Annotated in this window: 17 protein-coding genes and 2 pseudogenes; 12 read left to right on the forward strand and 7 right to left on the reverse strand. The window is 69.6% G+C overall.

The window, feature by feature from the left end; all coding sequences use genetic code 11:
* Together ETD83_RS42800 and ETD83_RS25920 are read left to right on the forward strand one after the other, a co-directional pair.
* A pseudogene (locus tag ETD83_RS42800) lies at positions 1-649 on the forward strand (hypothetical protein); the annotation flags it as partial.
* 239 nt (positions 650-888) lie between these two features.
* Complete coding sequence (locus tag ETD83_RS25920; protein WP_171064434.1) at positions 889-2,631, forward strand: methyltransferase; 1,743 nt, start codon at positions 889-891, stop codon at positions 2,629-2,631.
* Positions 2,632-2,735: 104 nt separating this feature from the next.
* Here ETD83_RS25920 and ETD83_RS46090 read toward each other — a convergent pair.
* Positions 2,736-3,011: pseudogene (locus ETD83_RS46090) on the reverse strand (hypothetical protein); the annotation flags it as partial.
* On the reverse strand, positions 3,008-3,325 hold the full coding sequence (locus ETD83_RS44835) for a hypothetical protein (RefSeq protein WP_230421182.1): 318 nt from the start codon (positions 3,323-3,325) through the stop codon (positions 3,008-3,010). The gene ETD83_RS44835 and the pseudogene ETD83_RS46090, both read right to left, overlap by 4 nt.
* A gap of 344 nt (positions 3,326-3,669) precedes the next feature.
* On the opposite strand from ETD83_RS44835, the gene ETD83_RS25930 reads away from it, so the two are divergent.
* Complete coding sequence (locus ETD83_RS25930; RefSeq protein ID WP_138647814.1) at positions 3,670-3,996, forward strand: hypothetical protein; 327 nt, start codon at positions 3,670-3,672, stop codon at positions 3,994-3,996.
* A 26-nt stretch (positions 3,997-4,022) separates the two neighbouring features.
* Positions 4,023-5,357 carry a hypothetical protein gene (locus ETD83_RS25935; protein WP_138647815.1) on the forward strand — a complete coding sequence of 445 codons (1,335 nt, stop codon included), beginning with the start codon at positions 4,023-4,025 and terminating at the stop codon, positions 5,355-5,357.
* 4 nt (positions 5,358-5,361) lie between these two features.
* On the opposite strand, the gene ETD83_RS25940 is transcribed toward ETD83_RS25935, so the two are convergent.
* From ETD83_RS25940 to ETD83_RS25950, 3 genes are all read right to left on the reverse strand, one after another.
* A complete protein-coding gene (locus ETD83_RS25940) occupies positions 5,362-6,186 on the reverse strand; it encodes a hypothetical protein (protein WP_138647816.1) in 825 nt (274 codons plus the stop codon).
* A 218-nt stretch (positions 6,187-6,404) separates the two neighbouring features.
* Positions 6,405-7,682 (reverse strand): M14 family metallopeptidase, encoded by a 1,278-nt coding sequence (locus ETD83_RS25945; RefSeq protein ID WP_138647817.1) that lies wholly within the window; start codon positions 7,680-7,682, stop codon positions 6,405-6,407.
* Between the two features lie 12 nt (positions 7,683-7,694).
* Positions 7,695-8,642, reverse strand: coding sequence for a M28 family peptidase (locus ETD83_RS25950; RefSeq protein WP_230421183.1), 948 nt, complete (start codon positions 8,640-8,642; stop codon positions 7,695-7,697).
* Between the two features lie 694 nt (positions 8,643-9,336).
* Between ETD83_RS25950 and ETD83_RS25955 the strand changes: the two genes are divergently transcribed.
* Positions 9,337-13,473, forward strand: a complete 4,137-nt coding sequence (locus ETD83_RS25955) for a Pls/PosA family non-ribosomal peptide synthetase (RefSeq protein WP_138647818.1) — start codon at positions 9,337-9,339, stop codon at positions 13,471-13,473.
* On the opposite strand, the gene ETD83_RS25960 is transcribed toward ETD83_RS25955, so the two are convergent.
* On the reverse strand, positions 13,470-14,435 hold the full coding sequence (locus ETD83_RS25960) for a LysR family transcriptional regulator (protein WP_138647819.1): 966 nt from the start codon (positions 14,433-14,435) through the stop codon (positions 13,470-13,472). The two genes, ETD83_RS25955 and ETD83_RS25960, sit on opposite strands and share 4 nt — an antisense overlap.
* A 177-nt stretch (positions 14,436-14,612) precedes the next feature.
* Between ETD83_RS25960 and ETD83_RS25965 the strand changes: the two genes are divergently transcribed.
* Positions 14,613-15,608 carry a M64 family metallopeptidase gene (locus tag ETD83_RS25965; RefSeq protein WP_138647820.1) on the forward strand — a complete coding sequence of 332 codons (996 nt, stop codon included), beginning with the start codon at positions 14,613-14,615 and terminating at the stop codon, positions 15,606-15,608.
* A 63-nt stretch (positions 15,609-15,671) separates the two neighbouring features.
* Positions 15,672-15,980: an acetamidase/formamidase family protein gene (locus ETD83_RS25970; RefSeq protein ID WP_138647821.1), complete on the forward strand. Its 309-nt coding sequence runs from the start codon at positions 15,672-15,674 to the stop codon at positions 15,978-15,980.
* A gap of 61 nt (positions 15,981-16,041) precedes the next feature.
* Here the strand turns inward: ETD83_RS25970 and ETD83_RS25975 are convergent, their stop codons facing one another.
* The gene (locus ETD83_RS25975) at positions 16,042-16,869 is read right to left on the reverse strand and encodes an alpha/beta fold hydrolase (protein ID WP_138647822.1); all 828 of its coding nucleotides are present in this window, start codon (positions 16,867-16,869) and stop codon (positions 16,042-16,044) included.
* A 247-nt stretch (positions 16,870-17,116) separates the two neighbouring features.
* Between ETD83_RS25975 and ETD83_RS25980 the strand changes: the two genes are divergently transcribed.
* The 5 genes from ETD83_RS25980 to ETD83_RS26000 form a co-directional block, all read left to right on the forward strand.
* Positions 17,117-17,485 (forward strand): Rieske (2Fe-2S) protein, encoded by a 369-nt coding sequence (locus tag ETD83_RS25980; protein ID WP_138647823.1) that lies wholly within the window; start codon positions 17,117-17,119, stop codon positions 17,483-17,485.
* On the forward strand, positions 17,472-17,840 hold the full coding sequence (locus ETD83_RS25985) for a hypothetical protein (RefSeq protein WP_138647824.1): 369 nt from the start codon (positions 17,472-17,474) through the stop codon (positions 17,838-17,840). Before ETD83_RS25980 ends, ETD83_RS25985 begins: the two co-directional genes overlap by 14 nt.
* Positions 17,837-19,060, forward strand: a complete 1,224-nt coding sequence (locus tag ETD83_RS25990; RefSeq protein ID WP_138647825.1) for an amidohydrolase family protein — start codon at positions 17,837-17,839, stop codon at positions 19,058-19,060. The genes ETD83_RS25985 and ETD83_RS25990 overlap by 4 nt, the downstream gene beginning before the upstream one ends.
* Positions 19,061-19,091: 31 nt before the next feature.
* Complete coding sequence (locus ETD83_RS25995) at positions 19,092-20,801, forward strand: thiamine pyrophosphate-requiring protein (RefSeq protein ID WP_138647826.1); 1,710 nt, start codon at positions 19,092-19,094, stop codon at positions 20,799-20,801.
* 10 nt (positions 20,802-20,811) lie between these two features.
* Positions 20,812-21,934: alpha-hydroxy acid oxidase (locus tag ETD83_RS26000; RefSeq protein ID WP_138647827.1), on the forward strand; the 1,123-nt coding region annotated here is incomplete at its 3' end.

Consider the following 21,934-nt stretch of genomic DNA (forward strand, 5'->3'; position numbering starts at 1 on the left):
CATCGGCTCCGGCGCCGGTTCCGGCGCGGGCGACGAGCTCGTCGCCGGCGGGCCCCTCGCCGAGGCGGGCTCCTTCGCCGAACCCGACCCCTTCGCCGGCGCCGCGTTCTTCGCCGACCCGGGGCAGGACCGCCCCCGCCGCCGCAGAACGGCCCTCAAGGGCGCCGGCGGCTTCGCCGGAGTGGCCGCCTCGATCGCGGTCGGCCTGCTGATGACGTGGCCGTCCACCGACGACGGCACGGTGAACGCCTTCGGGCCGCCGCCCGACACCAACACCAGCCCGGGCGGCACCACGCCGAGCGGCGGCGCCACCGAGGAGCCGAGCACACCGGGGGCGCCGAAGCCTCCGGGCGGCGGGCAGCGGAACGCCGACCCCGCTCCGGCGCCGCCGGCCGGGAAGCGCTCCCCAGCGACGGAGAAGCCTTCGAAGCCGGGCGGCGGCGACCGCACGTCCGACCCGACGACGCCGGGGAACCGGATCCCGACCACGCCGCCTCCCAGCAGCCCGCCGCCTGCGACGCAGACTCCCTCCCCGCCTCCGGAGGACCCGCCGTCCGAGGACCCGGACGACGGAGAGCGCCCCGGCGGACCGCTCGACCCGATCGGCGACATCATCGGCGGTGTCACCGGCCCGATCCTCGGGAACTGACAGACCGGCGGCAAGAGGAATCGAAAAGGGGACGGACCTGCGGGTCCGTCCCCTTTCCCATGCGGATCCGGCACCCATTTCGCACGCACACGATCACTTGATGCGGGCCCGCCGCAAATCCCGAAGCCTCGGCGCGGCCATGTAGTTGATCTCACCTTGGCCGCGAATCTCCGGTGGCGTGGCGGATGATACTGTTCTGTCAGGGGCCCGCAAAGGCATAGTTGAATATGGAGAAGCGCATGGAAAACAGCTCGGGCAGGGCTGTCACCCGGGAGCCATGCATCATCGGGGACGACAAGCGGCGAATCCAGCTCGTACACGATTATCTCGTCTCCCGGAGCGACGTCGACGCCATTTCCGACGTCCTGCCAGGGGACGCTCCGCGAGAACTGGTCGAGGCCGTCACCGCGAATTGCGCACTCGACCATGTCGGCTGCCTAATCTTCCCGTCCGAACTCAACGCCGTCCGCGCCTACCTGCAAGAACAGGGGCTCCGTCCCCGGAAGCCGTTCACGGGCAGCGTGGTCCGCGATCGGCTCGCCGCCCGATACGGCGTCCAGGACGAGCGCCTGAAAGCCGGTTGCCTCGACGTGCAAATCATCCACGGCGAATTATCGGGTGATTCCTCACGCGGCATTGAAGTGCTCTGCGTCGACCCGGACGACGAACTGACCGCCTCCGCATTGCGCAATGAGCGCATAGGGCAGCACGAGAACCACGTGGCGGTACGGATCACCGATCCCGGCCGCGTGGAAGAACTGCGCTCCATCCTCGCCCGTCCAGGCGGGCCGCACCCTGATGGAGGCGGGTACAACCCGGCGCAGGGTGAAGGCGGTGCCACGGTGCTGCGCTTTCGCGCCGCCGGGTTCACCGCGATGGGCTGGCCGCGCCGCTTAGAGATCATCGTTTCGGGACGGCACACCGAGGTGCTGCTGCGCCACCTGGGCCAGACCGCCCCCGGCGGCGATTCCGGCGAGGAGACGGACCGGCGGTTGCTGCGCCGGCTCACCGGCGCATGGGGCACCCAGGCGATCCGCGCCATGGTCGACCTCGACCTCCCCGACCATCTCGCCGAGCGGCCCCTCACCCCCAAGGAACTGGCCGACCGGACCGGCGTCGACGCCGACCGGCTCAACCGGCTGCTGCGCGCGCTGTGCCATCCCTGGATCGGCGCGCTCGCCCCGGCCGGCGAAGCCTTCGCGCTGACCGCCCTGGGACGTCGGCTGACCCGCACCGCCCCGAACTCCATGCGCCACCTCGCCCAAATGTACGGCGGCCTGTTCTACGAGAGCTTCGGCAAGCTGGCGGACGGTATCAGGGACGACGCCCAGCCTTTCGTGGCGGTGTTCGGGCAACCGCCTTTCGAGTACTTCCGCGACCATCCGCAGCAGGGGCGGCTCTTCACCCGAGCGATGGCGGAGGGGGCCTTCTTCCCGGACGTCGCCGCGGCCGTCGACCTCACCGGCGCCCGCACCGTCGCCGATATCGGCGGCGGAAACGGCGAACTGCTCGCGCATCTGTGCGACGCCTATCCGGACCTGAAAGGCGCGCTGCTGGACCGGCCGGAGGTCATCGGCACCGCACGGGACAACCTCCAGGCCCACGGGCACCTGAACCGCTGCACACTTCACGCCGGTTCGTTCACCGACAGCCGCGACCTGCCCGCCGCCGACGTTTACGTCGTCTCCCGCATATTGCACGACTGGGACGACCAGACCTGCGTTTCGATCCTGCGCGCCATCCGCGACGCCGCGTCCGGCGACAGCACACTACTGATCATCGAGCGCCCCCTTTCCGACGACCCCGAGGACGCCTCCGTCTCCAGCCTGTGGGACCTGAACATGCTGGTGAACAATGTCGGCGGACGAGAACGCACCCGCGAGCAATACCGGCGCCTCCTCGAAGAAGCCGGATTCCTGGTCGTCGCCGAGCGCCCCCTCCGGCTCGACATTTCCGTCATCATCGCCCGTCCTGCCGCCTGACAAAGGCGCGCTCCCCGGCCTGGCGATCCGCTCGGGCACCGGCCCAGTTCGGCGAGCATCGCGGACTTGCGCTCGTCCGAGGTGAACGCCGACCGGATCGCGTTGCGGGTGAAGCCGGCGAGCTGCTCCACGCTCATGCCGAGCCCGGCCGCCACGGCGTACTCCTGCCCAATCGTCGTGCTGAGCTGGACGGGATTGTCCGTGGCCAGTGTGACCGCGGCACCCGCCTCGACCAGCCGCGGCAGTGGACGCTCCGCCAGCTCCGGCAGGACGCCGAAGTAGTCGTTGCACGTCAACGCGCATCCCAGCGTCCTTCTCGACCAGCAGATGCAGCAACCCCGGTCCGCCGCTGCGCGGACGCCATGCCCGATCCTGGTCAGACCCGCATGCGCGCCGCGGCAGCGACGTTGGCCGTCGACACCTCGCCCGCGTGCACCCTGATCCCCAGACCGGCCTCGGCGAACCGCTCCGCCAGCCGATACATGTCGGCGAACGCGTCCGCGCCTTCGGGATCCCGCCCCGCGCGGACGACGATCGCCAGCGCTTCGGCGCGCGGGCGGGGATGCTCGGCGCGTACCTGCTCTTCTTGACAGACCCACTCACCCCTGGTCGCGAGCACCAGTCCGAGGCGCCGAAGAGGAAGCGCGTCCAGCGGCGGACGCGCACCGTCGAGCACGCCAACCGTCCAGGCCACGGGCACCATACCCCTGAACGCCGGGCATCCCCAGACGATCAGCTGACAAGCCTGCCACGCACCACAGATACCAGGAAATCTTGCCCGTTTTGGCCCGTCCGAAAAGAGGGCAGGCGGGAGCGCGGGGCCATCTCCCCCACGTCCGTCCCTCCCGAGCCTGCACCGACGTGTCGGCGCCATATCAAAGAGTTCGAAATAAGGAGGTTGGAACGATCCCCGGCCCAGGTAAGGCGGCCGCGATATGTGGACGCCCGATTCTTTTCCGGGAGCTGCTATTCGGAACCTCGCGCTGTTAGCCTGCGTCCGACTTCACCCACGGTGGCCTCTTCCGAATGGGAGCGAGCATGGGCAACCCCGGGCATCAGCCGAAACAGGCGGACCCGCGGCGGATCGAACAGCACGCCGGTGATCTCAGATCCGATGTCATTCCCTTGATCAAGAAGGCCGGCGACACCCTTACCGAGGACGGCACCTACAACCTGGAAGGCGGGGATTTCAGCATCACCTGCACGGCGATGGCGCTCGCGTACCCCATGGCGATCCAGTTCGCCTTCGAGGACGTCAAGATGCTGATGACCACCGCGAAGGACTACGCCGAGAAGATCGAGCGCGCGGCGGGAATCTACGGGCAGACCGAGGACCAGAACAAGAAGAACGCCACCAGGCGATAACCGGCGGTTCAACGAAAGGCACATAAATGGGTGACCCCAACGGCGGCACCACGGGAGGCCGGAGCCAGTCACCGGAACCGCGCTCCGCGGGGACCAGCAGGGCGCACCACAAGGGGATCAGGCTGGGGGCCGGCGCCGGGGCCGCGGGAATCGGTGGAGCGCTCTTCGCCGGTGCGACCGGCGGTTCGATCGTGGGAACGGCTGAAAGCCTGATGTCCGCTGCCACGGACATGGCCGCAGCCGCAGGCTTGGTCCTTCCGCCGGCACTCATGGTCTCCTTCTTGTACAGGCAGTCGACCGGAAAGACCACCAAGCTGGAACTGAGCTCGCGGGACTGGACGGACGCGGCACAACAACTGCACCGGGCGGCCAAGGAGATCACCCAGCTCGTCAAGGACATCCCGGGCGAAGCGTGGACCATGGACGACCGGCCTCTTTATGAGAGCCACGTCGAGGATCACCGACAGCAACTCGATTCCCTCGGTACGTATTGCACAGCTGTCGGATACTCGATCATGGGGGTGGCCTGGGCGCTGTTCACCTACTCCGTGTTCGCGATGGGAATGGCGGTTTATCTGGACGTACTCGCGGCCGCCGCCGCGGTCGCGCTGGCCGCCACGGCGAGCGGTGTTGGCGCGGTGGCCGGCGGGCCGGTCTACGGGCAGTGCCTGGCCCTCGCGGGGACGGCCCTGACGATCACAGCCGTGGCGACCGGAGTGCTCGCCTCTGCCGGGACGATCGGTGCGGCAGTGCTGGGAGGGGGCGCGCTGCTCACTGCCAACTCGCAGGAGAACAACGGTGCCGAGAACGCCTTCGGCGCTCTCCAGAAGGCGGCCATCACTGGTTCGGCCGGCGCTGCCGCCAATCTCACCCAGAATGCCGCGAACAGTGGAATCAACTTCGCGAACAGGCGTGGCGAAAAGATGATGCCGTTGGCAGGGATAGATCTGGACGCCGACCGGGACATCGACAACACCTGGAACGTCGGAGGCGGCGTCAAAGGGACGACTCCGGGCGGCGCGGGCGAGGGAGAACTCGGGTACCACGCGAAGATCAAAGACGGTGATCTGCAAGGCCAGGAACTCGAAATCAAAGTCAAGGGCGGTCCGCCCGACGTGGGCACGGTCGGCGGTGGCGGAAAAATCGAGTGGGACGAGAACGAGAATCTCAAGAACAAGTCGTTCACTGTGGGAGCGGAGAGCCCGAAAGCCGGCGTGGCCGCCGACTACGAGGGTACTTTCGATCAGAAGAACGATTACGATGCCAAGTACAACGCCAACACGCCGGTCTTCAACAGGACGGACGACAGCTTCGGGAAGAAGAAGGGAGACCCGCCGCCCCCGTGGGATGAGAACCTCTGAACAGCTAGCCGGTCATCTCTTTTCGGTACCACTCGATGAATTCCTGCTGGTACTCCATGTAGCGGGAATGAACGTCGGCGTATCCCGGATACGGATCGGGCACGGCCTGGAGTGGTGTCGGAGGCTTGTAGGGCGACACGGCCCCAACTTGATATTCGTGAGTGATCGTGTCGGCGACCATGGACGCGAGGATCATCCGCCTGATGGGGTACGGGGTGTCCGGGGAGATCTCCAGAAGGGGGCTCTGGCCCCGCCTCCGCGCCCACACGGTCCCGTCCTGGCCTACGAACCTGGTCGTGTCCACGTTCGGGTCATAGTTCAACTCCTGGGGCAGCGGCGGCATGGCGAGCCGGGTCACGACATCACAGATCGCCGCACCCGTCTGGTCTCGCAAATGGTGTTTACCGCCGACTATTGCCATCCCCTCCGCGTCAACGACATCTGCCGTCGGCATCGGAGACTCATAGTGGTCATCAGTCAGGTAGCCCGCCACTCGGCCGTCCGGCTCTATGACGGCGCATTGTGGAGGGTACGGATTGCCCGTGATCTTGTCTGCCCGGTCGAGGAACATGACCGCTGAATTCGAGGCGTCCGTGACCAGCACCGTGATGCGCGGGACATGGCGCCGAAGATGTGGCCAGCCGCCCAGTTGCCCCAGCACTACGCGTTTGCCGAAGCGCTTGAGCACGCTCACTTGGGGAGGCTCGGCGACCGCGACCGGGGACACGTTGGCGACGGCCTCGCCGGTGCTTGAATCGGTCACCCGGTAATGCAGTTCTTGCCCGAGTGACTCCACGCTGATCTTGGATATCTCCAGAAGACCGGCCACCGTCTCTCGTCCTCCTGTCCGTGGGAGCATGCCGTCGGCAGGTTATCGCGATTCGGTGGAATCGGAGGCGGAAGTTCCGCCGATCGCACAAGCCCTCGGAAATGTGCTGGTGAACGTGAAATGGTCGCTGCCGGTGGTCTCCGGACACAACTCACCCGGGTTTCTCGGACGCGCGTCCGAGAAACCCGGGTGGTGGCAAGGTCAGCCGCTACCGGCGGTCACGCCGGGGGACAGTACTGGCTTTGCTTGTTGATCGCGCGGTACGGGCAGTCCGCGTACTCGGCCAGGACCAGCAGCGGGTCGCGGTTGATCTGGGTGAGCGACTCGATCTGCGAGGGCGCGGGGTAGAAGTTGCCGCCGCCGAGCTCGAACGTGTAGGAGAAGATGCGCTGGTCTCCCCACAGCCAGTCGTCCGAGCTGCCGTCGGTGATGTAGAGGTCGCTCGACTGTTCCGGTGTGTAACGGTTGAACCGGGCGACCTCCACGCCGATGGTGCGGTGCGCGGCCTCCTCGTCGGCCGACATCGAGCCGGGCACGGTGTTGGCGGTGGTGTAGCCGAACGGCCACAGCACGAGGTTCGCCACGGAGTGGATGTCGAGGAACATCCCGATCTGCTGTTTCCCGCCGACGATCCGGCTCTTGACGAAGTTCTGGACGGCCCGGATCTCGGGCGCCGACGCCGGGGAGGGCCCGCGGTACGTCTCGCTGGACGGGCTGCTGGACGAGCCGCCGCAGCACCCCCACTTGTAGTCGTAGTTGCGGTTGAGGTCGACGCCCTGCCGGTTCTTGCGCCACATCCGGCCCGGCTGGGTGTCGCTGGTCATGTCGTAGATCTGGCCGTCGGGGTTGAGGATCGGGATGATCCAGAACTCCCGCTCGTTGACCAGCTTGGTGATCCGCGCCGTGGAGTTGTACTCCTTGGTGAGGATCCCGATGAAGTAGAGCGCCTGCTCGTTGGTGATGCGCTCGCGGGCGTGGATGTTGGCCTGGTAGAAGACCTCGGGCTCGGCCTCGTCCGCCGCCACATTGTCGCTGATCTTGACGCCGACGATGTCACGGCCCTCATAGGAGCGGCCGATGCTGAACTTCTTCGCGATCTGCGGGTAGTTGGCCACGACCTGGTCGAGCTCGGCCATGGTCTCCGCGTGGGTGTGGTACGACTGCGCGGACGCGGCGTGCCGGGGGAAGGCGCCCAGCGCGGTCACCGTGAAGCCGAGCCGCTTGATGGCGGCGACCTCGGACGGGATGGCGCTGATCTCCAGCGCGTCGTCCGGGCGCACCAGGTCGATCGCGGCGCCGGTGCGAGCGACCCGCGACCGCTGCGCGGACGTCTTCGGGCCGGTGACCAGGTAGCGCTTCGCCGTCTCGGCGGGAGCGGCGGCGGGCGCACCGGCGACCGTCGTGGGGGCGGCGGACGCGGTGGTCCCGACGACGGTCAGGGTCGCCGCGCCCAGGCAGACCGCCACGAGGGCCGCCTTGAGGTTGCGTGTTCTCATCGGTCGCTCTCCTCAGCCGACCGGCCGGTACGGCGTGCCGGGGAGCGCGGCGCCCTCGGGGATGCCCGCGAGCTTCCACGCCGCGTAGGCGGCGGCGTTGGTGGCGTGGCCCATCACCGACGACTCGATGTTGTTGATGTCGTCGCAGCGCGCGTGGTAGCAGGGGTCGTTGCCGCTGGCGATGCCGCTGACCTGGATGCCGGCGCTCTTGAACGAGGCGTGGTCGGACCGCGCGCCGATGTTGAACCCCTGGGTGGGGAGGCCCTTGCTGCGGAAGTACTCGGTGAAGACCGCGCTGAGGGTCGACGAGTCGGTGTAGACGCCCCAGGTCCGGGTGCCCTTCGCGCCCACCATGTCGAAGTTGAGGTAGGCGTTGATCTTCGACCGCTCCGACGCGGGCAGGTTCTGGACGTAGTACTTCGAGCCGATCAGGCCGAGCTCCTCGGCGCCCCACCAGCCGAACCGGAGGCGCTTGGTGGGCTTGGCGTTGGCGCGGGCGACGGCGAGCGCGGTCTCCAGGACGGCGCTGGAGCCGGAGCCGTTGTCGTTGACGCCGGGGCCGGCGGGCACGCCGTCGAGGTGCGCGCCGAGGAACACGACCTGGTTGGGGTCGCCCTGCGGCCAGTCGGCGATCAGGTTCCAGCCGGTGGCGCCCTGGTAGGAGAAGGACTGCAGCGTGGTCTGGAAACCTGCCGCGTCCAGCTTCGCCTTCACGAAGTCGGCGGAGGCACGGTAGCCGGGGCGGCCGTGCGCGCGGTTGCCGCCGTTGGAGCTGGCGATGGTCTGGAACTGCTGGGCGTGCGCCATCGAGTTGGCGGCCGGGATGTCCGGCGACTGGACGGCGACGGCGGCGGGGGGCGGGGCGGACTGCGCGACGGCGCCGTTCGGGAGGCCCAACAGGGCGGCGAGGAGGCCGGCGCCGATCGCCGCCGAGCCGAGGACGCGCTTGCGTTTCATCATGGGGGTCTACCTGACCAATCGGATCTGTGTTCCGGGAGCTAGAGCGGGGGGACTGTCCGGCGAGCAGGCATGGAGCCAGGTGGGGGTGCCACCTCGTTGGCCCGGGAGCAGTGCTGGGACGTGGACCTAGAAGCCCTGTTGCCTCCTGCGGGTGTGCTCCGGCGCGTTGCGCGCACCAGAGGGAGGATGACGCTGAACGATATGCACGGGCATTCGCTTCGTAAAGAGCAATGTGTGACGAACTTCGGGTACCGCCGTGATTCTGCCGCGCGTTTCGCGTGGTCATCGGCGGGAGAGGCCGCCACAGGGAGTCACTAGACCTAATAGAAAAGCACCCGCCGGTGCCTTGAATGTGAATGAACGCGGCTGAAATGGAACGTTTCAGAGTGCCGCCGCGACTTCATGATCTACAGGGTCGGCAGGGGATCCGCGTTCCGCAATCGCCCGCGGCCGTTCTCGGGCCGTCCCGGCCGCCGCGCCCCGCGACAACATAGTCAATGAATCGTTTAAATCGGTGTCATTTCATTGTCAAGAGAAATCCCTGCCGGACCGTTCCATGGCCGCCTCTGGTCAGGGACTTTGGCTGAGCAATGGTTCGGTTGGATGATCTTTCGGTCTTGACATCTCATCTTGCGGACTCTGACTCCACCGCGGATGCGATTCGAGGGAATTAATCTCCTTGGGCGGAGCGAAGATGACGACAGATACGGGCGGTCGGGCGCTCACCGTTTTCGGTGCGGCGGCCCGAGAGATCACCGCGGACCATGTACTGGTCGCGGCGGGACATTCGCGGGAGATCCGCTGGCGGGCCGGGGAACGCCTTGAGCACCTGTTCGAGGAGCGGTGCGACCGGCTCCGGGACGAGGGCCTGGACGGCCATCCGGCCGTCGACGCCGGCGACCTCGTCCTCACCTACGGCGAGCTGGACGAGCGCGCCAACCGGCTCGCCCGCCACCTGGTGGCGGAGGGAGCCCGTCCCGGGGACCGGATCGGGCTGCTGTTCGACGACGCCGTGCACTCCTACGCGGCGACGCTGGCCGTTCTCAAGATCAACGCGGTGTTCGTGCCGCTCGACGCGGGCTACCCGCCGGAACGGCTGTCGTACATCGTGGCGGACGCGGGCGTGCGGACCGTCCTGTCCCTGTCGCATCTGCGCGAACACCTGCGGCAGGCCGACGCGGCGGTGCTGTGCCTCGACGAGGCGGCGGCGCTCATCGGCGCGCTCCCCGGCCACCGGCTCACCGGCGCCGAGAAGGGCGTCCCGCCCGACGACCTGTGCTACATCGTCTACACGTCCGGCTCGACGGGACGGCCCAAGGGCGTGGCGATCGAGCACGCCGCCATCTGCAACTTCGTCCGCGTCGCCGTCGAGGTGTACGGGATCCGTCCGGCGGACCGCATGTACCAGGGCATGACGATCGCCTTCGACTTCTCCGTCGAGGAGATCTGGGTGCCGCTGATCTCGGGCGCGACCCTCGTCCCGAAACCGAGCGGATCGGTGCTGGTCGGCGACGACCTGCTGGACTTCATGCGGGAGCGGCGGATCACCGCGCTGTGCTGCGTCCCGACCCTTCTGGCGACCCTGGACGAGGACCTCCCGGGCCTGCGCTTCCTGCTGGTGTCGGGCGAGGCGTGCCCGCAGGACCTCGTCGCCCGCTGGCACCGTCCGGGCCGCAGGTTCCTCAACGTGTACGGGCCGACCGAGGCGACCGTCACCGCGACGTGGACGCCGCTGGACCCGGACCGGGCGGTGACGATCGGCGTCCCGCTGCCCACCTACTCGGTCGTCATCCTGGACCCGGACGAGGACAGGGCCCTGCCGCCGGGCGAGCCGGGCGAGATCGGCATCGCGGGCATCGGGCTCGCGCGCGGCTACGTGAACCGCGACGACCTCACCTCGCGCCGGTTCGTCCGCGACTTCATCGGCATCGAGCACAACCCGTCCGGCCGGATCTACCGCACCGGCGACCTGGGCCGGATCAACGGCGACGGCGAGATCGAGTACCACGGGCGCATCGACACCCAGGTCAAGATCAAGGGGTACCGCATCGAGCTGACGGAGATCGAGTCGGTCCTGTCGCAGGCGCCCGAGATCGCGCAGGTGGTGGTCGGCACCCACGAGCCCGGGCCGGGCGTGACCGAGCTCGTCGCCTACTTCACGCGGCGGGACCGCGACGCGCCGCTGGACTCCGACCGGCTCCGCGCGCGGGCCCGGGAGCACCTGCCGGGCTACATGGTGCCGGCGTACTACGAGGAGCTCGACGCCATCCCGATGCTGCCGAGCGACAAGGCCGACCGCGGCCGGCTGCCCGCACCGAGGACGCCGCGCAGGCAGGCCGCGTCCAACGGCCACCTCGCCCCGGAGACCGCGACGGAGCGGGAGCTGGCCGACGCGCTCGCCGGGGTGCTGCGGCTGGAGCGCGTGTCGGCCGGCAGCCATTTCTTCGACGATCTGGGCGCCGACTCGCTGCTGATGGCGCGGTTCTGCGCCGCGGTCAGGGAGCGGACGGACCTGCCGGTGTCGATGCTGGACGTCTACCAGAACCCGCAGGTCAAGGGCCTGGCAACGGTGCTGGCCGAACGGGTGCCCGCGCATCCGCCGCCGGACGCGGAGACGGCCGCGGCTCCCGGGCGGGCGGCGTCTCCGGACGACCGGCCGGCGGTGCGCAAGCGCGTCCGCGAGTACGTGGTCTGCGGCGCCCTGCAACTGCTGCTGTTCGTCGCGACGGTCTACGCCGGCGCCGTCGTCGGCGCCACCGCCTACGGGTGGACGTCCGGCGCCACCGGCCCCGCCGACCTGTACCTGCGGAGCACGGTGTCCGGAGGCGCGTTCTTCGCGTTCCTGTGCGCGCTGCCCGTCCTGGCGAAGTGGGCGCTCATCGGCCGCTGGAAACCGCGGCGGATCCGCGTCTGGAGCCTCGGCTACGTCCGCTTCTGGACGGTCAAGACGCTCATCCGGTCGAGCCCGATGGCGCTGCTGGCCGGATCACCGGTCTACAACCTCTACCTCAGGCTGCTCGGAGCGCGGATCGGCCGCGGCGCCGTGATCTTCTCCAGGACGGCCGTGTGCACCGATCTGCTCACCGTCGGCGCCGGGACGATCATCAGGGAGCGCTGCGCGATGTCCGGGTACCGGGCCGACGCCGGGGTGATCCGGACGGGCGCGGTCACGCTCGGGGACCGCGTGTTCGTCGGCGAGAACACGGTCCTCGACATCGACACCGCCATGGGCGACGACACGCAGCTCGGGCACGCCTCGTCCCTGCACGGCGGGCAGGCCGTGCCCGCCGGTGAGCGCTGGCACGGCTGCCCGGCCCGTCCGACCGGCACCGGTTTCCTCCCGATCCCGCCGATGGCGTGCGGCACCGCGAGGCGGTTCTGCTACGGCGCCCTGCAGCTGCTGACGGTGCTCGGGGTCGCGATGCCGCTGGGATTCGTCGTCCTGGTCGGCCTGCTCACCGAGTTCCCGATGCTGGCCGAGATCATGAGCGCGGAGTCGGGCGGGCTCGGCCGCCCGGCGCTCTACCTGGACGCCGCGATGATCTCGGGCCTGCTGTTCTTCGGCGGTCTCGTCGCGGCGCTGGCGTTCGTGCTCACCGTCCCGCGCCTGCTCGGCCTCCTCGTCCGGCCCGGCAAGGTCTACCGGCTCTACGGACGGCAGTACTGGGCGCTCATGACCACCAAGCGCGTGACGAACGTGCCGTTGTTCACCACATTGTTCGGCGACAGCTCCTACATCGTCGGGTACCTGCGCGCACTCGGATACCGCTTCTCGCGGCCGGTCGTGCAGACCGGAAGCAATTTCGGCACGGAATTGCAGCACCACTCCCCCTATCTGACCACCGTGGGCAGCGGCACGATGATCTCCGACGCGCTGTGGGTCGCGAATGCCGACTTCTCCAGCACGTCCTTCAGGGCGTCGGAGGTGAGGATCGGAGCGCGCAATTTCCTCGGCAACAACATCGTGTTCCCGGCGGGGGCGGCGGTCGGCGACAACGTCCTGCTCGGGACGAAGGTGGCGGTGCCCGTGGACGGCCCCGTCCGGGAGGACACCGGCCTGCTGGGCTCGCCGTGCTTCGAGATCCCCCGTTCGGTGGAACGCGACCACGCGTTCGCCGAGCTGGAGAAGGGTGCGGAGTTCCGCCGCCGGCTGTCGGCCAAGAACCGCTACAACCTCGCCACCATGGCCCTCTACCTCCTCACCGGCTGGTTCCGGCTCTTCGGGGTGACGGTGGTGTGGCTCGCCGTCGAAGACCAGCTCCGCGGCGACGCGGCGGCCGCGATCGTCACCGCCACCCTGGCCTCCCTCCTGTTCACGGTCGGCTTCGGTGTGCTGGTCGAGCGGGCCGTACTGCGCTTCCGCTCCCTCGAACCCCGGCTGCGCTCGATCTACGATCCCTACTTCTGGTGGCATGAGCGCCTCTGGAAGATGGGCGGGCGGGCGCCGTTCAACGGCACCCCGTTCAAGAACGTGGTCTGGCGACTGCTGGGCGTGCGCATGGGCCGCCGGGTCTTCGACGACGGCTGCGCCATTCCGGAAAAGACACTGGTCACCATCGGGGACGAGTGCACGCTCAATGCCGGAAGCGTGATCCAGTGCCATTCCCTGGAGGAGGGCGTCTTCAAATCCGGCCGGACCCGGATCGGTGCCGGCTGCACCCTGGGCGTCGAGTCGTTCGTCCACTACGACGTGACGATGGGCGACGGAGCCGCGCTCGACGCCGACTCCTTCCTCATGAAAGGCGAGGAAGTGCCCCCGGACGCGAGGTGGGTCGGAAACCCGGCCGGCCAATCCCACCATTCCATCAAGGCGGCCCCCGGCCCGCGCTAGACAGGCCCGGCGGCACGCCCACTGCGCACTGGCAGGTCGGGGTGGAGGCGGGCAGCCAGGCCGGGGACGTTGGCGGCGGCCGCCCGATGTGCCTCGCCTGCCAGTGCGGCCAGCTCGGGCGCGCGGTCGGCCAGCGGGCCGCCGAGCCGCCAGGCGAGCAGGTGCCGCATCCACAGGGTGGGGCACGTCAGGGGGCGGACGACGACGTCCGCGCCGACCGTGAGGGTCGCCTGGCACGGGGCGACCGCGCGTCCCTCCGCCACGAGCGCGCGGATCATGTCGTGCTCGGTCATCATGTGCCGGACGCGGGGCGCGAAGCCCGCCTCCTGGCAGGCGGTGTAGAAGTACTCCGGCCATCCGGCGCCGTCCGGGGGCGTGACCAGCCAGTCCTCGTCGGCGAGCCGGGCGAGCGGGACCTCGTCGCCGGCCGCGAGCGGGTGGCCGGCGGGCAGCGCGACCGCGATCGGCTCGGTCGCGATGACGCGGACGCCGACGCTCGGACGGGCCGGCAGCTCGTGCCCGGGATAGTCGACCAGGGTCGCCGCGTCCAGCCGCCGGGACGCCAGCAGGTCCAACAGCAGCCGCGGCGAGTACTCGGTGTGGACGGTGATCCGGGCGCCGGGCAGCTCGAACAGCCGGTGCAGCAGCCCGGTGAGGACGGGGGTGGCGTAGCCGCCGATGCGCACGCCCGCCGCGCCGGACTCGGTCTCGATGCCGGTGAGCAGCTCGTCCACGGTGACCAGGACGGACCGGGCCCGGCTCAGCACGAACAGGCCGAACGGCGTCGGGCTCACCCCCTGCCGGCCGCGGCGAAAGACCTGGCCGCCGAGGGCCGACTCGATCCGGTGCAGCCGTCCGGTCAGGGCCGGCTGGGAGACGCCGACCGTCGCGGCCGCGCGGCTCAGGCTGCCGGCGTCCGCGATCGCGCACAGCGTCCGGAGGTGGCGGAGCTCGAGCTGCACGTCACACCGCCTTCCACACCATTGGCCCTGAAATATAGAGGACGGGGAATGCCGGGGCACCGGTTCTGCCGGACACGATCTCAGCGATCCATAAGGCGGAGATTATGAGCAACTGAGATGGGGAAGGGGCCGTCCTTTCCTCCCATACTCGGGGGACCCTCAAAGAAAGCTCCCCCCATGCGTATCAGACCTCTGCTCTCCTATCTGACCTGCATAGGCGTAACGGCGTCCGCGCTGAGCGCCGTCGTCACGGAACCCGCCACCGCGCAACACGCGCCGGTCCGCACCGAATGGCGAGAGGTCTTCTCACCGGACGGCGCCATTCGGCGACTCCGCGTCACCCGCGAAGTTCAGACCTCGCCGGCTCCCCCATCCCGGGTCGCGGCGGCCGAGGTGATCCCGATCGAGGTCAACGGGCCGAGCGAGAGCCGGTTCGACCTGGTCTTCGTCGGCGACGGCTACACCGGTTCGGAGCTGAGCGTCTACGGCGGCCAGGTGCGCGGCAAATTCGACGAGATCATGGCCAGGGAGCCATTCCGTTCGCATCGCAAGCAGTTCAATGTGTGGCAGGTCAACGTCGTCTCCCAGCAATCCGGCGTGGACAATGACCCCACCCAGGGAATCGAGCGCGCCACCGCGCTCGACATGGGTTTCTGGTGCGCTGGAATCCAGCGGCTGCTCTGCGTCAACGAGACCAAGGCCCAGCAATACGCAGCCGCGGCCCGGGACGTCGACCAGGTCCTCGCGCTGGGCAACTCCACCACCTACGGCGGGGCGGGCGGCGCCGTGGCCACCGCGTCCGGCGGAAACGCGCGGTCGGGGGAAGTCGCCATCCATGAAATGGGGCACTCGGTCGGCGGCCTCGCGGACGAGTACAGCGACGGCCAGGGCGACGTCTACCGGGGCCCGGAGCCCAGGGAACTTAACGTCTCGATCTACACGCGGGAGCAGATGCGGCAGAACCAGACCAAGTGGGCGCGCTTCCTCGGGCAGCCCACACCCGACGGCGGCGTGATCGACACCTACGAGGGCGGCTACTACCACCGGCGCGGCATCTACCGTCCGAGCGAGAACTCGATCATGCGGACGCTGGGCCGCGAGTTCAACCTGCCCGGCCGGGAGGCCATGATCGCCGCTTTCTACCGCGAGAAGGCCCTGCCCACCGCGCGTTGACAGCCGCGGGAAGGAGGCGGAACGCTCCCGTCATTCGCGTGCCCGCGTGAGGAGAGTGGCGGGATGGCCGTGCGCGAGATCAGGATCGACCCCGCCAAGCCCCTGCGGGAGGAGCCCGGCACGGGACACAACCGCTGGCATCCCGGCATCCCGCCGGTGGTGCGCCGCGGGCCCGGCGACGAGGTCGTCATGGGGACGCCGGACGCGTTCGGGTTCACCACGCAGGCGCCGGGGTTCGGGTTCCTGCGCGATGATTTCCCGGAGCCGTTTCTGGTGCGCTGGGCCATCGCGGACGGCTGGGCGACCTCGCGTCCTCGTGTCGGCGTTCCTCCCCCTGGACATCTTCACCGCCTCCTGAACTGGGGCGGGTGAAGCCGTCGGGGCTCCAGCGACCCAAGGGCGGCCCGATACTGGTCACCCGATCGCGCTCGCGTCAGCTCTTGAGGAAGTCCAGCAGATCCTGGTTGAACTTCTCCTTGTCGCCGGGGACCAGCGCGATGCCGTGCGAGCCGCCCTCGTACACCTTGAGGACGGCGTTCGGGATGATCTCGGCGGACTTGCGGCCGGTGGCATCGATCGGGACGATCTGGTCGTCGTCCCCGTGCACCACGAGGGTGGGGATGTCGAAGCGGCGCAGATCGTCGTGGAAGTCGGTGCGCGCGAACGCGTCCACGCACTTGACGCCGGCCTGGATGCACTCGTGCATGGCCATGAACCAGAACGCGTCCTTGTTGCCCTGAGTGACCTTGTTGCCGGGGCGGTTGGCCGAGAAGAATCCGTCGGCGGCGTCCCTCCAGTACTGCGAGCGCTCCTTGAGGATGCCGTTCTTGATGTCCTCGAAGACCTGCTCGGGGACGCCCTCGGGGTTGCCGGGCCCCTGGAGCATCAGCGGCGGGATCGCCGACAGCAGTACCGCCTTGTCGAGGCGGTCGGTGCCGTGGCGGCCGATGTAGCGGGCCAGCTCGCCGCCGCCCATCGAGTGCGCCACCAGGGTGACGTGCCGCAGGTCCAGGCCGGTGATCAGGTCGTTGAGGTCGTCGGCGAAGGTGTCGAAGTCATAGCCGTTGAACGGCTGGCTGGAGCGGCCGTGGCCGCGGCGGTCGTGGGCGATGCCGCGGAAGCCGTTCTCGGCCACCACCTTCATCTGGTCGTCCCAGGCATCGGCGTTCAGCGGCCATCCGTGGATGAAGACCACCGGCCGCCCCGACCCCCAGTCCTTGTAGAAGATCTGCTCGCCGTCCCGCGTGCTGACGAATCCCATCGCGCTGCCCCCGTTCACCCTTCGGCGTGGTCCTGCTGACCCGGCCAACGTCGCCGATACCCCGAAGGCTCAACATCAGCGCAAACGAAGGGTCCGAATACCTTTGCCGACACGACGGCTCACTACCTTCCGGGCGCCGTCGCGCCCGGCTGACGATCAGCTCGATAGCCTATCTTCAATAGGATTATCGCCGCAGACCATTGACGGCTGGGCAAGCTCTATACAATATTGATGCCGAGGTGGTGAGATGATGCACGGGCAGGTGGTGGTCGGACGCTCGGCGGAGCTCGCCGACGGCGATCGGCTGGTCGTCGACGTCGACGGCACCGAGATCGGCGTCTTCCGGATCGACGGCGCGCTCTACGCCTACGGCAACTACTGCGTGCACGCGGGCGGCCCGGTGTGCCAGGGCATGGTCATCAACCGGGTGACGGAGCGGCTCGACGCCGACAAGCGCAGCCTCGGGGACGCGTTCTCCGACGACCTGCACATCGTGTGCCCCTGGCACGGCTACGAGTACGACCTGCGCACCGGCGCCCATCCCGGGGACCCGCGGGTCCGGCTGCGCGGCTACCAGGTCTTCGAGCAGGGCGGTGAGATCGTTGTCGAACTCTGACGGCCGGGCGGCGTCCGATTACCAGGCGGCGTCCGGCGGCCCGGCGGCGTCCGCGCTGGAGCGGCTCGTCTCGGAGCTGGGCGACCTCGTCGCGACCGGTCACCGTCCCGACGACCCGGCGCAACTGGGCGCGCTCCTGACGCTCGCGGTCCGGCTCTACTCGGGCGGCTCGGAGAATCCGTACGGCCCGGCCGAGCTCGCCGAGCTGAAGCTGACGCCGACGGAGGCGTGCACGGCCGCCGCCGCCCTGCTGCACGCCCAGTCGCTCACCCCGTTCGAGTTCGCGGTGTGGTTCTCCAACAGCCGGGTGGACGCCACGAGACGGCAGGAGCAGGACGGACAGGAGCAGCGATGACGACCGACCCGCGGGTGAAGACGCTCACGCCGCAGTTCGACCGCTTCACCGACACCCGGGAGATGCTCGACCACGCCCGCCAGCAGTCGGTGGAGTTCGGGCTGGACGACTACTTCGTCGTCGACGTGGACTCCCACCGCGAGCCCAACGCCCACTGGCGCGAGGTCCTCGAGTTCATGGAGAACCCCGTCATGAGGTCGAACTCGCTAGCCACCCTCGACGCGCGCGGCACCATGATGTACGTCCCGTATCCGGCGCCGGGCGGGTCGGGCGTCAGCTCGCAGTCCATGTTCGGCCGGGTCCCGCACCAGGACCCGCAGGCCGAGGCGGTCGAGGGCGTCACCCGGCACCGCGACATCGAGCTGTCCCGCCGCGCGATGGACGCCATCGGCATCGACGTCCAGGTCATCTTCCCGACCAGCCTGCTCGGCCTCGGCATGTCCCCGCTCGCCGAGGGCGAGGCGCAGGCCGCCTACGCCTACAACCGGTGGATGATCGAGGCGTTCTGCGCCGAGGAGCCGCGCATCAAGTTCATGCCGTACCTGCCGCTGCGCTCGCCGGAGATGGCGCTGCGGATCGTCCGGGAGTTCGCGGGGCGGCCCGGCGTCGTCGGGTTCCTCGTCACGAGCATCCGGTACTCGCCCGTCCATGACAACCAGTTCATGCGCCTCTACGCCGAGATCGAGGAGACGGGCCTCCCGCTCGCCTTCCACGCTGGCCCGACGTGGGACGACGACTGGATGAAGACCATGAACAGGTTCATCTCGGTGCACGCGCTGTCGTTCGTGCACTGCAACATGGTGCACCTGACCAACTGGATCATCAACGGGCTGCCCGAGCGCTTCCCCCGGCTGAAGGTCGTCTGGGTGGAGAGCGGCGTGGCGTGGGTGCCGTTCATGATGCAGCGCCTCGACCACGAGTACCTCAAGCGGACGTCGGAGGCACCGCTGCTGACCCGGCTGCCGAGCGAGTACATGCGGGAGATGTACTACACGTCCCAGCCGATGGAGTGCGACGACCACGACCTCCTCGAAGCGACGATGAACGCGATCAACGCGGAGACGCAGCTCCTCTACGCCTCCGACTGGCCGCACTGGGACTTCGATCTCCCCAGCTCGATCCTCGGCATCCGGTTCCTGGACGCGAAGGCCAAACGCAACATCCTCGGCCTCAACGCCGCGCGCCTGTTCAACCTCGCCGAGGGCCCGGGCGTCGCCTGATGGACCGGGTCCTGAGGGCGCGGGGGCGCTGATGGCGCGGACGAGGCGGTTCGCGGCCGGGACGGTCGCCGAGGCATACCTCGCGCTGCTGAAGAACCGCGGGATCGGCCGCCTCTTCGTGAACGCCGGGACGGACTTCGCGCCGATCGTCGAGGCGTACGCGCGGCGTCCGGTGTCGGGCCTCGACCTGCCGGAGATCGTGGTCTGCGCGCACGAGAACCTCGCCGTCTCGATGGCGCACGGCGCGCATCTCGGCGACGGACGGCCGCAGGCGGTGATGCTGCACACCAGCGTCGGGACGGCGAACGCGGTCTGCGGCGTGCTCACCGCGGCGCGCAGCCGCGTCCCGCTCCTGGTCACGGCGGGGCGCACGCCGCTGTTCGAGGACGGCGCGCCCGGCGCCCGCGACGCCGGGATCCACTGGGCGCAGGAGATGTACGACCAGGCGGGAATGCTCCGCGAATTCGTGAAATGGGATTACGAGCTGCGTGACGCGGTGCAGGTCGAGACGGTCGTGGACCGGGCACTCGACGTCGCGCGCACGCAGCCGGCCGGGCCGGTGTACCTCACCCTGCCGCGCGAAGTGCTGGCCCGGCCGGCGAACGGCGTCGAGGCACGCGACGGCCCCGCCGCCGTGCCGGTCCCCGCGTCCCCGGATCCGGACGCGGTGGACCGGCTCGCCGCCCACCTCGCGGGCGCCCGCCATCCGGTCGTCGTCACCGCGTCCACGGGCGCCGACCCGCGAACCGCGCCCCTCCTGGACGAGCTGTGCCGCCGCTTCTCCATCGGCGTGCTCGAACACAAGCCGCGGTACGTGAACGTCCCGTCCGGGCATCCGCTGCACCTGGGCTACGACCTCGGCCCGGTTCTCGCGGAGGCGGACGTCCTCTGCTTCCTCGACGTCGACGTCCCGTGGACCCCCGGTTCGGGGGAGCCGCGCGACGACGCGATCGTCGTCCAGTGCGGGCCCGATCCGCACTTCGGCGCGTACCCGATCCGGGGCCACCGCTCCGACCTGTCGATCACCACGGACACGCGCGGCCTGCTGACCACCCTGCTCTCCGCCCTGGACGACCGGGCCGCCGCGATCGATCCGGACCGCCGTGCCCGTCTCGCCGGGACGGCGCGCCGGAACCGCGAACGCCGCCGGGAGACGCTCGCCACCGCCGCCCTTTCCGGGGGCCCGATCGACAAGACGTTCATGAACTGGGCGCTCGGCGAGGTGCGGCCGGACGACGGCGTGATCGTCAACGAGTACTGGGCCCGTCCGGAGTTCCTCGGCGGCCTGGCCCCGGGCGCGTACTTCAACTCCCCGCCCGCCGGCGGGCTCGGCTGGGGCCTGCCCGCGGCGCTCGGCGTCCGCCTCGCGAGACCCGACCGGACCGTCATCGCGACGGTCGGCGACGGCTCGTACATGTTCGCGAACCCGGCCGCCTGCCACCACGCCATGCGGGCCCACGGCCTGCCGGTGCTGACCGTCATCGCCGCCAACGGCCGCTGGGCCGCGGTCGAGAACTCCGCTCTGACCATGTATCCCGGCGGCCATGCCGCGGCGGCCGGAGAGATCAGCGCCTTCGCGTGCCTGGAGCCGGTTCCCGCCTTCGAGAAGTACGCGGAGGCGTCCGGCGGCCACGGCGAGCGCGTCACCGAGCGCGCCGGGCTGGTGCCCGCGCTGCGGCGCGGCCTGCGGGCGGTGCGCGACGAGGGACGGCCCGCGGTCATCAACGTCCACTGCGCCTGAGCGGCCGCCGATGCGAGCGTTCGGATTCGACCTCCGCCCCCGGGCCCCGGGCCCGCTGCTGAACGTGGACGACTACCGGCGCGCGGCACGGCGCCGCCTGCCCGCGATGATCCGCGAATACGTCGACGGCGGCGCGGACGACCTGGCCGCACTCGCCGCCAACCGGGCGGCCTTCGCCCGCTGGGAGTTCCGCCCCCGCGTCCTCACCGGCGACCGGGCACCGGACCTGGCGACCACCGTCGCGGGCATCGACCTCGACCTGCCCGTACTGCTGGCGCCGGTCGGCCTCTCCGGCCTCGCCCACTGGCAGGGGGACGTCGCCGCCGCCCGCGCGGCCGAACGCCACGGCACCCGCCACGTGCTGAGCACGGCATCGTCCTGGACGATCGAGGAGGTCGCCGCCGCCACCGCCAAGGGCCATTTCTTCCAGCTCTACCCCCATTCCGGCGAAACGGCCGCCGCCCTCATGAAACGCGCGTGGGACGCGGGCAACCGGATGATGATGGTGACCGCCGACTATCCCGTCCGCGGCAACCGCGAGGGCGAGCGCCGCACCGGGATGGGCCCACCGCCGGTCCTCTCACCGGGCGCGGCACTGCGATTGTGCCGCCACCCCACTTGGACGTACCAGGCGCTCCGCCACGGACGCATCCCCGCCCGCAACCTCGTCGAGGGCGCCGGAGTCTCCGCCGCGGTGCGATCGGTCGAGATCCAGGACCGCCACCTGAGCCAGTCAACGCTCACCTGGGACGACCTGGCCTGGCTGCGCGACGGCTGGCAGGGCCGCTTCTACGTCAAGGGCGTCCTGACCCCCGAGGACGCGACCCGGGCCGCCGCCCTCGGCCTGGACGGCATCGTCGTGTCGAACCACGGCGGCCGCCAGCTCGACTTCTCGCCCGCGACGCTCGACGTCCTCCCCGAGATCGTCACCGCCATCGGGAACCGGAACACCGAGATCCTCCTGGACGGCGGCGTGCGCCGGGGAACCGACGTGGTCAAGGCGCTCGCCCTGGGCGCCCGCGCCGTCCTGATCGGCCGCCCCTACGTCTACGGCCTGGCGGTCGGCGGCGAGGAGGGCGTGTGCCGGATCCTCGACATCCTCAAGGACGAGATCCTGTCCCTTATACACATCT

The sequence above is a fragment of the Actinomadura soli genome (assembly GCF_005889715.1).
Classification (GTDB): domain Bacteria; phylum Actinomycetota; class Actinomycetes; order Streptosporangiales; family Streptosporangiaceae; genus Spirillospora; species Spirillospora soli.